Annotated in this window: 13 protein-coding genes; 11 read left to right on the forward strand and 2 right to left on the reverse strand. The window is 68.1% G+C overall.

The window, feature by feature from the left end:
• Positions 1–6: 6 nt before the first annotated feature.
• From QHF83_RS05940 to QHF83_RS05980, 9 genes are all read left to right on the forward strand, one after another.
• Positions 7–1,068, forward strand: a complete 1,062-nt coding sequence (locus tag QHF83_RS05940) for an ABC transporter ATP-binding protein (protein WP_282416791.1) — start codon at positions 7–9, stop codon at positions 1,066–1,068.
• Between the two features lie 9 nt (positions 1,069–1,077).
• On the forward strand, positions 1,078–2,121 hold the full coding sequence (locus QHF83_RS05945; protein WP_282416792.1) for a serine/threonine-protein kinase: 1,044 nt from the start codon (positions 1,078–1,080) through the stop codon (positions 2,119–2,121).
• A gap of 74 nt (positions 2,122–2,195) precedes the next feature.
• Positions 2,196–2,843 carry a Uma2 family endonuclease gene (locus QHF83_RS05950; protein WP_282416793.1) on the forward strand — a complete coding sequence of 216 codons (648 nt, stop codon included), beginning with the start codon at positions 2,196–2,198 and terminating at the stop codon, positions 2,841–2,843.
• 38 nt (positions 2,844–2,881) lie between these two features.
• Complete coding sequence (locus tag QHF83_RS05955; RefSeq protein ID WP_282416794.1) at positions 2,882–3,658, forward strand: RDD family protein; 777 nt, start codon at positions 2,882–2,884, stop codon at positions 3,656–3,658.
• The gene (locus QHF83_RS05960) at positions 3,655–4,620 is read left to right on the forward strand and encodes a stage II sporulation protein M (RefSeq protein ID WP_282416795.1); all 966 of its coding nucleotides are present in this window, start codon (positions 3,655–3,657) and stop codon (positions 4,618–4,620) included. Before QHF83_RS05955 ends, QHF83_RS05960 begins: the two co-directional genes overlap by 4 nt.
• Positions 4,617–5,417, forward strand: coding sequence for a hypothetical protein (locus QHF83_RS05965; protein ID WP_282416796.1), 801 nt, complete (start codon positions 4,617–4,619; stop codon positions 5,415–5,417). The genes QHF83_RS05960 and QHF83_RS05965 overlap by 4 nt, the downstream gene beginning before the upstream one ends.
• Positions 5,414–7,762 (forward strand): DUF4350 domain-containing protein, encoded by a 2,349-nt coding sequence (locus QHF83_RS05970; protein WP_282416797.1) that lies wholly within the window; start codon positions 5,414–5,416, stop codon positions 7,760–7,762. The genes QHF83_RS05965 and QHF83_RS05970 overlap by 4 nt, the downstream gene beginning before the upstream one ends.
• Entirely contained in the window at positions 7,759–8,724 is a 966-nt protein-coding gene (locus QHF83_RS05975; protein ID WP_282416798.1) for a MoxR family ATPase, read from the forward strand. Before QHF83_RS05970 ends, QHF83_RS05975 begins: the two co-directional genes overlap by 4 nt.
• Before the next feature lie 7 nt (positions 8,725–8,731).
• The gene (locus tag QHF83_RS05980; RefSeq protein ID WP_282416799.1) at positions 8,732–10,051 is read left to right on the forward strand and encodes a DUF58 domain-containing protein; all 1,320 of its coding nucleotides are present in this window, start codon (positions 8,732–8,734) and stop codon (positions 10,049–10,051) included.
• Positions 10,052–10,181: 130 nt separating this feature from the next.
• Here the strand turns inward: QHF83_RS05980 and QHF83_RS05985 are convergent, their stop codons facing one another.
• Positions 10,182–10,931, reverse strand: a complete 750-nt coding sequence (locus QHF83_RS05985; RefSeq protein WP_282416800.1) for a hypothetical protein — start codon at positions 10,929–10,931, stop codon at positions 10,182–10,184.
• 241 nt (positions 10,932–11,172) lie between these two features.
• Here QHF83_RS05985 and QHF83_RS05990 point away from each other — a divergent pair, with 241 nt between their 5' ends.
• Together QHF83_RS05990 and QHF83_RS05995 are read left to right on the forward strand one after the other, a co-directional pair.
• A complete protein-coding gene (locus QHF83_RS05990; protein ID WP_282416801.1) occupies positions 11,173–12,210 on the forward strand; it encodes an HNH/ENDO VII family nuclease in 1,038 nt (345 codons plus the stop codon).
• A 9-nt stretch (positions 12,211–12,219) separates the two neighbouring features.
• The gene (locus tag QHF83_RS05995) at positions 12,220–12,504 is read left to right on the forward strand and encodes a DUF2251 domain-containing protein (protein WP_282416802.1); all 285 of its coding nucleotides are present in this window, start codon (positions 12,220–12,222) and stop codon (positions 12,502–12,504) included.
• Positions 12,505–13,270: 766 nt separating this feature from the next.
• Here QHF83_RS05995 and QHF83_RS06000 read toward each other — a convergent pair.
• A complete protein-coding gene (locus tag QHF83_RS06000; RefSeq protein WP_282416803.1) occupies positions 13,271–13,933 on the reverse strand; it encodes a YceI family protein in 663 nt (220 codons plus the stop codon).
• Positions 13,934–14,012: the final 79 nt, after the last annotated feature.

The following is a 14,012-nucleotide window of genomic DNA, read 5'->3' on the forward strand; positions in this document are numbered from 1 at the left end:
GGCATCGTGGAGCTACGCAAGGTCGTCAAGCGCTTCGGCGACGTCGAGGTCGTCAAGTCGCTCGATCTATCCATCGAGAAGGGCGAATTCCTCACCTTCCTCGGCCCGAGCGGGTGCGGCAAGACCACGACGCTCCGCATGATCGGCGGCTTCGAGCTGCCCACCTCGGGCGAGATTTACCTGGGCGGCCGCGAGGTCTCCGCGCTCCCGCCCTACAAGCGCGACGTCAACACGGTCTTCCAGAGCTACGCCCTCTTCCCGCACATGAGCGTGCGCCAGAACGTCGCTTATGGCCTCGAACAGAAGCGCCTCCCCAAGGCCGAGATCGAGCGCAAAGTGACCGAGGTCCTCGCCATGGTGCGCATGGACGCGTTCGCCGCGCGCAAGCCTCGCGAGCTCTCCGGCGGCCAGCAGCAGCGCGTCGCCGTCGCGCGCGCGATCGTCAATGGTCCTTCCGTGCTCCTGCTCGACGAGCCCCTCGGCGCCCTCGACTTGAAGCTCCGCAAGGAGATGCAATTCGAGCTGAAGAGCCTCCAGCGCAAGCTCGGCATGACGTTCGTCTACGTCACGCACGACCAGGAGGAGGCGCTCACGATGAGCGACCGCGTCGCGGTCATGAACGGCGGCCGGATCGAGCAGATCGACGCGCCCGTCGCCATTTACAACCGCCCGAAGACCCGATTCGTCGCCGATTTCATCGGCGAGACGAACCTCCTCGCGGGCGAGGTCTTCCGTGACGGCTCCGCGCACGCGTTTTCCCTCGGGAGCGCGCGCATCCCGATCGAGCCCGACGCCGTCCTCGAAGCGGGCCACCGCATTTCTTTGAGCGTACGCCCCGAAATGGTCACCGTACGCAAAGCGGGCGACGGCGAGGCCGAGGACGTCGCGCTCCCCGGCACGGTCGAGGAGACCGTCTTCGTCGGCTCCGTCTGGAAGACCGTCGTGCGCCTCGCGGGCGGCGAGCGTGTCGTCGCCACCGAGCCGCCGGCCACGCACGGCCATATCGAGCAGGGCAGCTCGGTCGTCGTTGGTTGGAATCCCAAGAGCGCTGTCGTCCTGGAGGCTTGACGGGACATCATGGAGCTCCAGCCTGGTCATCTCGTCGCGGGGCGCTTTCGTGTCGTGCGATTCCTCGGCGAGGGCGCGGTCAGCGCCGTGTACGAGGCCGTCGACGACGTGCGTGGCCATCGCGTCGCGGTGAAGCTCCTGCACCGCGAGCTCTCCCAGAACACCGAGGTCGTCCAGCGATTCGAGCGCGAGGCCGAGGCCGCGAGCCGCATCGGCTCCGATCACATCGTCCTCGTGCATGGCGCGGGCGCTTCGCCCGAGGGACGATTCATCGTCCTCGAATACCTCGACGGCGGCACGCTCGCCGACCTTTTGCGCAAGCGCCGCCCGCTCCCGTCGGAGGAGGCCGTATCCCTCGTCCTCCAGCTCCTCGCCGGCCTCTCGAAGGCGCACGCGCTCGGCATCGTGCACCGTGACTTGAAGCCGGCGAATCTTTTCCTCGTGCCGGGCCGGGAGGGCAGCGAATTCCTCAAGATCCTCGATTTCGGCGCCTCGAAGCTCGCGAATGCGGACCAGGACCTCACGCGCACCGGAGCCATGGTCGGCACGCCGATGTACATGTCGCCGGAGCAGATCCGCAGCTCCGACAAGGTCGACCCGCGCACCGACATCTATGCCGCGGGCGTCATCCTCTACGAAAGCGTCACGGGCAAGGTCCCGTTTGACGTGAGAAATGCCGTCGAGCTCGCGTTCCGCGTGGTCTCGCAGGATCCGCCGCCGCCCGAGACGCACCTGCCTTCGCTCGATCCCGAGCTCTCGGCCATCATTCGCCGCGCCATGTCGCGCGACCCCAACGCCCGCTTCCAGACCGCCGCCGAGATGTATGAAGCGCTCGGCGACTGGCTCAAAAAGCGCGGCCTTCCCCTCCCGTCGCACACGCGCGCGGCGCCCGCGGCCGCGCCTGTCGCCGCGTCTGTCGCCGCGCCGACGGCCGCGGCGGTGGCCCTCCCGAGCGCGGCGCCGGCGAGGTCGCGGACCATTCTGCTGTATGTCGTTGGCGCATTGCTCCTCGTCGCGGCGATCGTGCTTGCGCTCCACGCTGCGGGGGTTTGACCGGGAACATCCGGACCGCCCTTTTTTCGGGAGGGCGGGGGTGCCCTGCTTTCTCTGCGTGGTACACTGCGCTCATGCGCTCTCTCGCGACCGCCGAGATCCTCCCGCCGGCACCCATGACCCTCGACGAATGGGCGGATATGGACGAGGACGAGCCGGGCGAGCTCGTCGATGGCCACCTGGAGGATGAAGAAGTGCCGGACAATCTGCACGAGGCCGTTGCAGCATGGCTTTTCCGCATGCTCGGCGTCTGGGGCGCCGAGCGCCGCGCTGCGGTCTTCGGCGCTGAACACAAGCTCGGCGTTTCCAAGACACGCGGACGCAAGCCCGACGTGTCCATGTATGCCCCCGGGACGCGCCTCGGACGCGGCTCTCTCTCCCGCACCGCGCCTTTGCTCGTCGTCGAGGTCCTCTCCCCGCGTCCCCGCGACGTCCGGCGTGATCGACTCGACAAGCGCTCCGAGTACGCCCGCTTCGGTGTCAAGCTCTACCTGCTCGTCGACCCGGAAGCGCGTGTGCTCGAGCTCTACGAGCTCGGCGCGGATGGTCGTTACGTCCTCGATGCCGCCGTCTCCGAGGGAAAGCTGAGGCTCCCTGGATGTGAAGGACTCGAGCTCGACCTCGATGCCTTGTGGGCCGAGGTCGCGTGGATCGTCGGCGAAGAGCCCGAGGAACAAGAGGCGCGCGAAGCGGCGACCGAAGGCGACGACGACGTCGTTTGACCCCCACGCCTCTCTCGTGATGTGATGTCATCCGCCCCATGGCGGAGCCTGCCCGACGCCTCCAGCCGATCGACACCACCGCGGAGATCGAGACACCCGAGCACGTGCGGTTCCATTACCCCGTCGCCGGCCCTGCTCGCCGCGTCGTCGCCTGGGTCCTCGACTGGCTCATTCGTGGCGCCATCCTCGTCGTCTTCGCCATCTTCGCGCTCATGGGCGGCCTCGCCGTCGGTGATGCCATCTCCGACCTCTCGGTCGGGCTCCTCCTGGTCATCCATTTTCTCCTCGAGTGGACGTATTACACGCTCTGGGAAATCGCCTGGAATGGCCGCACCCCGGGCAAACGTGCGCTCGATCTGCGGGTCGTCTCCGTCCACGGCCATCCCTTGCGCATTGGCGACAGTTTTCTCCGCAACCTCCTCCGCGCCGCCGATTTCCTCCCTTTGGGGTATGCCATCGGCCTCGTCGTGATGGCGCGCGACGGCCGTTTTCGGCGCCTCGGCGACATGGTCGCGGGCACGATGGTCATCGTCGAGGAGCGCCGCGCCGTCGCCACCACGCTCCGCATCGATCCTCCCCCCACCCCGAAGGAGCTCTCGAGCCTCCCGCAGCGCCTCCCGCTCTCCGGCGACGAACTCGAGGCCATCGAGCTCTTTCTTCGCCGCAAAAATGGCCTCGGCCCTGCGCGTGAGGAAGAGCTCGCGGCCATGGTCGCGCCCATCTTCGCGAGCCGCATGGGGATCCGGAACAAGGACTCCGCGCGCCTCCTCGCCTTGATTCACGCGCGCGCCAGCGAGCGCAGGAGGCCTCTGTGAAGAGCCAGGACGAGATCGTCGCGGCGCGCCAGGTCGATTGGCGCGAGCTCGAAACCATCGTCTCGCGCGCCGAGGCCCTGCACCACCTCGACGGCCCCTCCATTTCCCGCGCCGCCGCGCTGTATCGGTCCCTCTCGGGCGACCTCGTCCTCTGCCGCGCCCGCTGCACGCCCGACCTCGTCGCGTACCTCGACAACCTCGCCGGCCGCGCGCACAGCGCCCTTTATGGTGCCGAACCTTTCCGCATCCCGGCCTTCTGGTCCCTCCTCACCCGCGACTTCCCTCGCACGCTCCGCAAGAACGCCTCGTTTTTTGCCCTCTCCTCCGCGCTCTTCCTGATCCCCTGCGCCATTGGCATCGTCCTCGCGCTCTTCGTCCCCGACGCCGCCTCGCAGATCCTCCCGCGCAGCATGCTCGACGGCATGGCCGACATGTATTCGAAGGGCTTCGACGAGGGCCGCGGCGAGGGGGCCGACTCCGCGATGGCCGGGTTTTACGTCCGCAACAACGTCGGCATTGCGTTCCGTTGCTTCGCGACCGGCATCTTCTTCGGCCTCGGCAGCGTCTTTTACCTCATCTACAACGGCCTCAACATCGGCATGGTGACTGGCTGGGTCACTGCGGCCGGGTTTGGCCGGAACATCGGCACGTTCATGTGCGGGCATGGGCCCTTCGAGCTCACGGCCATCGTCGTCGCGGGCGCGGCGGGGCTCCGCATGGGGTATTCCCTCGTCATCACGCGCGGCCGCACGCGCCTCGGCTCGCTCCGCGAGAGCGCGCCCGACATCGTTCGGCTCGTCGTGGGCGCGGCCGTCATGCTGCTCATCGCCGCGGGCATCGAGGGATTCTGGTCCCCCTCGGGCGCGCCGCCGCCCGTCAAATGGACCGTCGCCGCCCTCTTCTCCTTGCTCGTCACGGCTTATTTCCTCTTCGCCGGCCGTGAACGCGGGAGGGCTCGTTGAACCTCGGCGACTCCGCGATCGTCCTGCGCCCCCGCAGCCTCACCGAGGTCATGGACCTCGCGTTTCGCATCTGCTTCTCCCTCGCATTCTCCCTTTACACGCGGCTCACCCTCTTCGCCATCGTCCCGCTCCTCGCTGGATGCCTCGCGCTCCGGTATACGCTCGATGCCCCGTGGAGCCTCGTCTGGCTCGCCGCCTTTCTCACCGTGCCCTTCGTCGAGGCCCTCTTCACGGTCGCCGTCAGCCAGATCATCTTTTCGCCCACCATCACCCCGCGCGCCGTCTTCGCCCTTTTTCGCAAGCGGTTCGGCGCGCTCCTCGGCTCGTTCGTCATTCGTACCCTCGGCCTCGTGATCGGCACCCTCACGTTGTTTCTCCTCCTGCCATTCGTCGGCATTCGCCTCCTGCTCCTCGACGAGGCATGCCTGCTCGAAGGCCTCTCTGGCTCTCGCGCGTATGACCGCGCCCAGCGGCTCGTCTCGATGCGCACCGGCGACGCGTTCCTCGTCCTCCTCATGCTCCTCGGCGCGCGATTCGGTGGTGTCCTCACGGCCGAGCTCCTCTTCGACGGGCTCGTGAACGACCTCCTCCAGTTCGGCCGACCTTTCGGCTGGCTCTTCGAGGACGGCGGCTCGCCGGCGGCCCTCGCCGGGTTTTTCCTGGCTGTACCGTTCGTCGCCACGGCGCGGTTCCTTTATTACATCGACACCCGCACGCGGGAGGACGGCTGGGACATCCAGCTTCGTTTCACGGCGATCCGCGCTCGGGCCGAGCAGGAGCGCAGGAGGGCCGCGTGATCAAGTTCGTCCTGCTCCTCTCGGCGCTCGGCGCGAGCCCGGTGTACAACGCCGACGATCGGGTCCGCGAGGTCCTCACCGACGCCCGGTATCGATTCTGCCACGAGGACGATTATCCCCTCGGCGACGACGAGCGCGCCTTTTGCTCGCTCATCGACGACGAGAGCGTGCCTTGTCCGTCGCTCCCCGCGGCTTGCCGCAAGGAGCCCGCGCCGATCGAAAAAGGCGGCCCGCCGGCTGGCATCTCCCCGAGTTGCAAGGCAGGGTCCCGCTGTTTGGCCGGACGATCCTCCGGTCGCGACGATCGCACGGCCGTCCGCCGATTCGAGGGATCTTCCGGCAGCGCCTCCGGCGATGGGACGCCCGGCGCGGGCGGGACGGGCACGGGGAGCGGCCCCGGCGGTGACGGAAATGGATCGAGCTCGGGCACACCAGGGCAGGACAACTCCGGCGGCGAGCAAGGCCCGAATGGCAGCGGGGACGCGTCCGGTCCGGGCAAACCCGGCGCACAGAACGGCTCGGGCAAACCCGGTGGACAGGACGGTCCGGGCAAACCCGGCGACGCGCCCGGCCAGAGCCCCGGCGGCGGGGAAGGGAAGGGGCAGGCCGAACCAGGACCCGCGAATCCCCCGCCGCCGCCCGAGCCCGTGGATCCGGCCATCGGCAGCGCCGCCAGCGGCTTCGCGCGCATCCTCTTTTTCGTCCTGCTCGGCGGCTTCATCGCCTTCATCGCGTGGATGGTCCTGAAAAACGTCCTCTCCGAGCGCGACGCGCCCGAGGACGAGCCCCCGCCCGACGATCTCCCCGCGAATGCCCCGGGCGAGCGACGACACGCGCCCCGCGGCCCCGTGGAGACCGACGTCGCCCGCCTCCTCGCCCGCGCACGCGCGGCGGCCCAGCGCGGCGCGTTCGGTCCCGCGATCGACGACGTTTATGCCGCGCTCCTCCGGCGCCTCGACGGCGACGGCATCATCGAGATCCACGCCTCTCGCACGAACGGCGATTACGTGCGCACCTTGCGCCGCGAGCGGCCCGAGATCGCCGCGGACGTGCGGAGCATCGTCGCCGACGTCGAGAGCGTCCAGTTCGGCTCCCGCGCGCCCTCGGCCGAGGCCTTCGCCCGCATTCACGACCGCGTCGTCCCCCTCGTCTCGCGCGCCCTCGGCATTCTCGTGGTGCTCCTTGGCCTCTCCGCGACCGTCTCTTGCGGCCGCGTCGCCGCGCTGGGCGAATCCGACGGCGTCTTCCGCGGCGACACCTCGCCCTCGGGCACGCACGCGATTGGCGCCATGCTCTCGGCCTATGGCATCGAGCTCCGCCATCGCCGCGACCCTCTCGACAAACTGCCCGACGAGGACGACGCGACCCTCGTCCTCCTGCCGGACCTCGACGTCTCGGCCGCCGATTTCCGCCGCTTGCAATCCTGGGTCGAGGCGGGCGGCGATCTCGTCATCGCGGGCGTGCAAGGCCTCCCCGGCTGGACCGGCGCGTCCCTCGAACCGGATTCCATCGTCGACAGCGAAATCGTTCCCTCCGCGGCCTATGAATCCCAGTTCGGTGAAATCTCCCTCGCCGTTCCCCGTGGGCCATCGCTCACGCTCACGGATGCCGATCGCATGCTGGGCCGTGGCGTCGGCGCGTACGCGTCCTTCAAGCAGGTCGGCGACGGGCGCGTCATCGTCCTCGCCGACGACAAACTCTTCACGAACGTCGCCTTGACGGCCGGCGACAACGCGGCTTTTTTGATCTCCCTCTTCCGCCCGCTCCACCGCGAAGTCGAGCTCTGCGACGCGTGGACCTCCCTCGGCGCCGACACACCGCTCGAAACCCTGAGCCGCGCGCGCCTCCTGCCCATTCTCCTCCAGCTCCTCTTGCTCCTCGGCCTCTTTTTCCTCTGGCAGGGCCGCGCCTTCGGCGTCCTGCGCGATCCGCCCGCGAATCGCCGCCGCGCCTTTGCCGATCACGTCCGCGCCCTCGGCCTCGCTTATGCCCGCGCCGGCGCCTCGCGCCACGCCCTCGGCCTTTATGCTGCGTGGGCCGTCGAGCGCCTCCGCGAGCGTGTCCCGCGCGAGGGCCGCCATGGTTTGTCCGGCCTCGCCGAGGCCATCGGCGTCCGCGTCGGCAAATCCACGGGCGAGGTCATGCACGTCCTCGTCGAGGCCACCGAGGCGCAAAAAGAGGCGGCCCCCGCGTCCCTCCGCTCCGGCGACGTTTCGCCCCGCGGCCGCTCGCGGGGCAAGGACCGCGCCCAGGCCGCGTCCGATTTCGCCGTCATGCGCCACCTCGACCATTTCCTCGCCCAGACCTCCCGCGAGCGCTCCCGCAAGAAGACCCGAAAAGCATGAACCTGTCCCTCTTCCGCGACACCTTCGATCGCATCCGCCGCGAGGCGGGCAAGGTCCTCCTCGGCCAGGACGAGATCATCGAGACCACGCTCCTCGCGATCCTGGCCGGCGGCCACGTCCTCATCGAGGGCGTCCCCGGCCTCGGGAAAACGCTGCTCGTCCGCACCCTCGCCCATGTCTTCGGCGCGAGCTTCCGCCGCATTCAATTCACGCCCGACCTCATGCCGAGCGACGTCACCGGCGGCAACGTCTTCGACCAGAAAGAGGACCGCTTCGTCTTCCACGAGGGCCCGGTCTTCACGCAGCTCCTCCTCGCCGACGAGATCAATCGCGCCCCCGCGAAGACGCAAAGCGCCTTGCTCGAAGCCATGCAGGACCTCGCCGTCACCACCGACGGCGTCACGCGCCCCCTGCCCGAGCCTTTTCTCGTCATCGCCACGCAAAACCCCGTCGAATCGCAGGGCACCTATCCCTTGCCCGAGGCCCAGCTCGACCGGTTCCTCGTCAAATTGCACGTCCGTTACCCCGGGCCCGCCGTCGAAAAGCAGATCCTCCGCCACCACGTCGACGGCTTCTCCGCGGCGAAGCTCGATCGCGCGGGCATCGAGCGCATCGCCTCCGCCGACGAGATCCTCGCCATGCGCGCGGCCCTCGGCGCCGTCCGCGTCGACGACGGCATCATCGAATACATCACCGACATCGTCGCCCGCACCCGCGCCCACCGCGCCGTTTACCTCGGCTCCTCCCCGCGCGGCTCGATTGGCCTCCTCGGCTCGGCGCGCGCGCGCGCCGCCAGCGAGGGGCGCGATTTCGTCACCCCGGACGACGTCAAGGCCCTCGCCCCCGCCGTCCTGCGCCACCGCTTGATCCTCCACCCCGACGCCGAGATCGAAGGCACGAGCGCCGACGATTGCGTCGAAGACATCCTGCGCGAGGCGAAGGTCCCGCGCACGGCGGCCTGACATCGACATGGTCCCCTCGCGCGCGCTCGTCCTCCTGTTCGCGGGGCCGCTCGTCCTTTCTTTTCTCACGCTCCTCGACCGGGGATTGATCCTCCCCATGCTCCTCACGGACGGCGCGATCGTCCTGCTCGCGCTGCTCGACGCCCTCCTCGCGCGGCGCCGCTTGGTCTCCGTCGTCCGTCGCGCCCCGGCCGTGCTCTCGATTGGCCGGCCAAACGTCATCTCCCTCGACGTCCGCTCCCTCGCGCGGCGCAAGCTCCACGTGCGCGTCCAGGAGGAGCTCTTCCCTTCTTCCGAGAGCGAAGAGCTCCCTCTCGAAGCGGAGCTCCCGCCGCGCGGACACGCGACCCTCAAGTACCGCGTCACGCCCTCCCGCCGCGGCGCCCACGTCCTCGGCGACCATTACGTCCGTTATCCTTCGCCCCTCGGCCTCTGGATTCGCCAGTACCCCATTTCCGCGCGCTCGCCCGTCAAGGTGTACCCCGACCTCGAAGCCGTCCGCGGCTACGAGCTCCTCGCGCGGCAGGACCGCGACCCCGCCGGCGTGCGCGCGTCACGTCGCCTCGGCGGCGAGAGCGAGTTCGCGCGCCTGCGCGAGTATCGCCGCGAGGACGAATATCGCAGCATCGACTGGCGGGCCACGGCGCGCCGCAAGAAGCTCATTGCCCGCGAATACCAGCTCGAGAGCGACCAGAACGTCGTCTTCCTGATCGACGCCGGCCGCCTCATGACGGCCGAGTTCGCGAACCTCTCGCTCTTCGATCACGCCCTGAACGCGACGCTCATGCTCTCGCACGTCGCCTCCCGCGGCGGCGACAAGGTCTCCATGATGGCCTTCGCCGAGGAGATCCTCGCGTATGCCCCGCTCACGGGCGGCGCCCGCGCGACGCGCAAGATCATGCAGGCCGGCTACGACATCGAGCCCGACCTCGCCCCCACGAATTACCGGGCGGCATTCGAGGCGCTCGCCGTCCGCGTGAAAAAGCGGACGCTCGTCGTGCTCTTCACGCAGGTCGTCGACGAGGTCGCCGCCGCCGAGCTCGAAAAGCTCATGCGTGGGCTCATGCCCCGCCATTTGCCGCTCCTCGTGCTCCTGCGCGACGTCGACGTCGACGCCCTCGCCCTCGGCCATTCCGGCGAGGCCGCGGCGCTCTCCGGCGTCGGCCCCTACCTGCGCGGCGCGGCCGCCGAGATCCTATCGTTTCGCGATAAACTCGTGCGCCGCTTGAAACAACACGGCGCACTCGTCCTCGACGTCGCGCCCGGCGACCTCACGCCCGCGCTCATCAATCGTTACCTGGAAATCAAGGCCCGGCACCTGCTGTAATGGGGGGATCCACGGCGTAGCGCCGGGGTTTCACCCCGGACCCGACCAGGGGCTATCCGCCCCTGGACCCGGACCAGCGCAAGCGCTGGACCCGGGGTCGACAGCGCGCGATGCGCGCTGTCGCAAGGGGTCACGGCGCCGTCGACGTCGCTTGGCCTTCGGGCGAGGGGGCCGGGTAGCGCCTCGCGAGCGCGTGGAGGGATTCCAAGAGCGCGTTCGCCCGCGGCTGATCGCCGGGGGCCCCATGGCGAAGCACCCAAGCGATTGAATCCGCCACGGCGGCGAAGGTGGTCGAGCAGGCCCCGAGCGCTGCGCGCCGCCTCTCGCTCGGCCGTCGCCCCTTGCCCTGCCCGTGTCCGATCGCGTCGGCCAGCGCGTCCGTCGTCTCCTCGATTTCGGTGATCACCTGTTCGAGCCCGAGCAAATGAATGTCCACGGCGTGCGGAGCTTCCTTGGCGAGCTGCACCTGCGTACGACCGTAATCGACCTCCTGTTGATATCGGAGCTTCGTCTGTCCGGTGCCTGCGCCGAGCAAGAAGGCCTTTTGCAGACGTGCCGCGGCCGCGCGTTTCTCGGGATCCTTGTCGTGGCTCGCCGCGAGGAGGAGGCCGCCGAGCTTCTTCTGCGTCCCATCCCACGCGCCATCGGAGTCTTTCGCCGTGTCCGCTCCGCCGCGGGCCGAGCCGAGCTCGGCGAGCGCCCACGCGACGCGCAGCTTCCAGATGACCTGCAAGGGAGCGTCGCACAAGGGTTTGGGTGCGGCTTGGCCGCCGCCCTCGTAGTCCGTCGTATCGATGAGCGCCCACGCGCCCTGCGACAGCTCCAGCGCGAAGCTTTGAAACCCCTCCTCCGGAACGTGCGCATAACTCGGTTCAGACATCGCCCCATCTCCTCCGTAAGGGACGGTACATGACACGCGTTCGCCTGTAAAGATGTCTGCCGTTGCTCGGATGGCCGCCCCGCTGATGGGGGTGAGGGTTGGACCATTTCCGAGGGGACAGGAGATGTCCATGCAACGGTCGACTCTTTGGGCTCGCCTTTGGCATTGCCTCGTCACCGCGTTCGCCATCCTGTGTTTCGTTTTGCTCTCGTCCGGATGCGCCTCCTCGCGCGATCCCACCATGGCTCGGATCTTCGAGGCGCCGAACGTCATCCACGTCTGCGTGCGCCCGCCGAACGTGCCGAAAGACAAGCGAATCTGGGGGGTCACCGCCGACGGCGCGCCCTTCTTCGGGGTCCGGGAGGTGGATCTCGCGAGGCGCGAAGGCAGCCCCGTTTTTGTGTTCGATGTTGAGTCGCCTTCAGCGAGCGCGCGGCTCTTGCCGATTCCGTACAACAAGCTCGAATGCCCGGCGAGGACCCCGCCACCGAAGCCCAGCGTCGCCGCGGCGAAGGTCGACGCAAAGGAGAAGACCGAGCCCGAGGAGGCCGCGAAGGCCGAGCCGCAGAAGCCGCTACCGCAGCCGATTCCGCGCGAAACGTCCGCGGTGGAGAGGCGCGTCGAGGCGTACCGGTGCACGGCATACGCAGAGCCAGGCCAGACGCGAAGGCGCAGCGGCTCGGGCGCGCGGACCTGCACGAGGGTCCTCGTCCACCGGGCCCGCACGGAGCCCGTCGTCGCGGAGAGCCCCCGCGAGGTCGAGCCGCCCGCGCCAGCCGATCCGAGTCAGGTGCCTCCGGGTGAAGTATGGGTGTATGAGGACGGGAGGCAAACCCCGGAGGAGATGGCTCGGCTCGACCGAGCCTACGAGTGCCTCCAGGGCGTTTGCCATGCCAGGCACAAGAACTTTCAGAAGGACAAGAACAAGCCCGCCGGGACGCACAACGGGCAGTCGTTGTCAAGCGGAGGGAAGGCACCTTCGGCAGGCGGGGGCGCGAAGACCACGACGGTCAAGACGACGACGCGGCCTGCCTCCCAGATCGATCGAAATGCATTCAAGGCGCAACGCGAGGCGTTTTGGAAAGCAGAGGCGAAGAACAACCCCGGCAAGTATAGCCCTGAAAACCTCGAAAAGATGCGTAATGGTCGTGCTCCCACCGGCACAGACGGTAAACCCATGGAGCTGCACCACGTCGACAGGACACCCGAAGGAGGGGTGCGCCCCATGAGCAGAACAGAGCACCGACTAGGAGAAAACTACAAGAAAAACCATCCGTAGGAGAGCATCATGGCAACGGAAGAGATCTTCGAGAGCTGCGTTCGATCCGCAGGCGATCTCGCGGGCGTGTTCGAGTACGACGGGGAGACGGGCTACTTCTACCTGTACGCCACGGGGGCCGCCGGCGAGGCACGAGTCCTCGATGCCATTCATGTCGTATCCGGCGAGCCCAATTTCGCGGCTTCGGATATCGTGATCGAGTGGGACCGAGGTGAGACACGCGTTGGCTTGACCATTCGTGGCCAACTGCGGGCGTCGTTCGACACTACGAACATGGCCAATACGATCCCATAAGTGAGGAGCAAGGGAGCAAGACTGACCCATGAAATGGCCTTTTGCAGATCCTCCCAACGTCGCGGTCTTCACGAGCAAGAGGATATTGTCCGGAGAGGCGTGGACAGCGTATGTCAGCCACGACGAGGACGACGGAGCATGGCAATTCCACGCGTCGAATGGCCCGGCACCCGAGGCAGAAGCAGCGGTGGTGAGCCTTCGGTCGATTGTTGACGCAGACCCGACCATTGCCTCGCTTGCCGACTTGCCACTGGGGGGGTGCGCATGGAGAGACCGCGTGGGTGCGCCATGGAACAGGAAAAAGAATGAGTGACTGAGCCCCGTCGTGGGTCACCCTACGCCGCGATCGCGCGCGGAAGGCCAACGGCCCATGTTCCATCCGACCAACAAGTCCCACCTCCCATCCTCGCGCCCCGCCGCGCGCCCGCCCGGCATCGTCGTCCCACGCCTCCCGGACCACCTCGCAGCGCACACACGCGCCGCCTGCGCCATCCCGCGTCGTTGTCCGGCGCCGCAACGATGCCCGTCACCCTCGTTCCCCCGCCGCAGCGTCGAACGTCGCCGCGCGCAACTCGCCATGACGACGCAAGGCACCGTCACGCCGCTTCCTTCGCGACGCCTTCCTTCGTGATCCTCACGAAATGACGATTAAGCGGGTACTCGACGGAGACGTTCATCGACGTCCGTCGGCGTCGATTCGTCGAACGACGAACCACGTCTCGGGCGCCGGCCGAAGACAACGGTGCGGCTCGGCGGTGCGGGCCTTTCAGCCCTTCTTGCGCGGCGCCTTCAGCGTGAGCTTGAGCAGCACGTCGTCGCGGATGAGGTCGTCCGGCTTGCCCGCGATCGTGATGTTGAAGTCCTTCCGGTTGATGGAGAACTCCGCGGTGCCCGTGGCGGCGTCCGGCGTGATCGTGATCGTCACGGGGAACGTGATCGACTTCTTCACGCCGTGGAGATCGAGATCGCCCGTGACCGTGTGCGTCGCGCCGTTCGTGCCGCCGGCCTTGATCTCCGTCGACGTGAACGTCGACTTGGGAAACTTCTCGACGTCGAAGAAATCGGCGTTCTTCAGGTGCTTGTCGAGGTCTTCCGCGTCCGTCTTGACCGACGCCGTCTCCACCTCGAACGAGATCTTGCCGCCCTCGGCCTTGCCGTCCGCGAGCGTGATCTTGCCGGCCATTTTCTCGAACTTGCCTTCGTGCTTGCCGGTGACCTTCGAGCCGATGAACCCGACCGTCGAGCCCGCGGCGTCGACGGCGAGCGTCTCCTGGACCGCCGCGGCGTTCGCGGGCTTGGCGTCCGCCTGCGCCGACGAGGCCGGGGCCACCGTCGCCTTGGGCTTGTCCTTGGCCGGATCCTCGCAGGCCGCGAGCGAGAGCAGAGCGGGCACGGCGGCGGCGAGAACGACAAATCGAATCGTGCGCATGGTCGGATCGTCCCTTCGGGGTTGTTTCGAGGCGGTACCATGCGCCCTGAACGGACGCTTGATTAGGGGGGCGGCTCGG

The organism is Polyangium sp. 15x6, assembly GCF_029960785.1.
Lineage (GTDB): Bacteria > Myxococcota_A > Polyangia > Polyangiales > Polyangiaceae > Polyangium.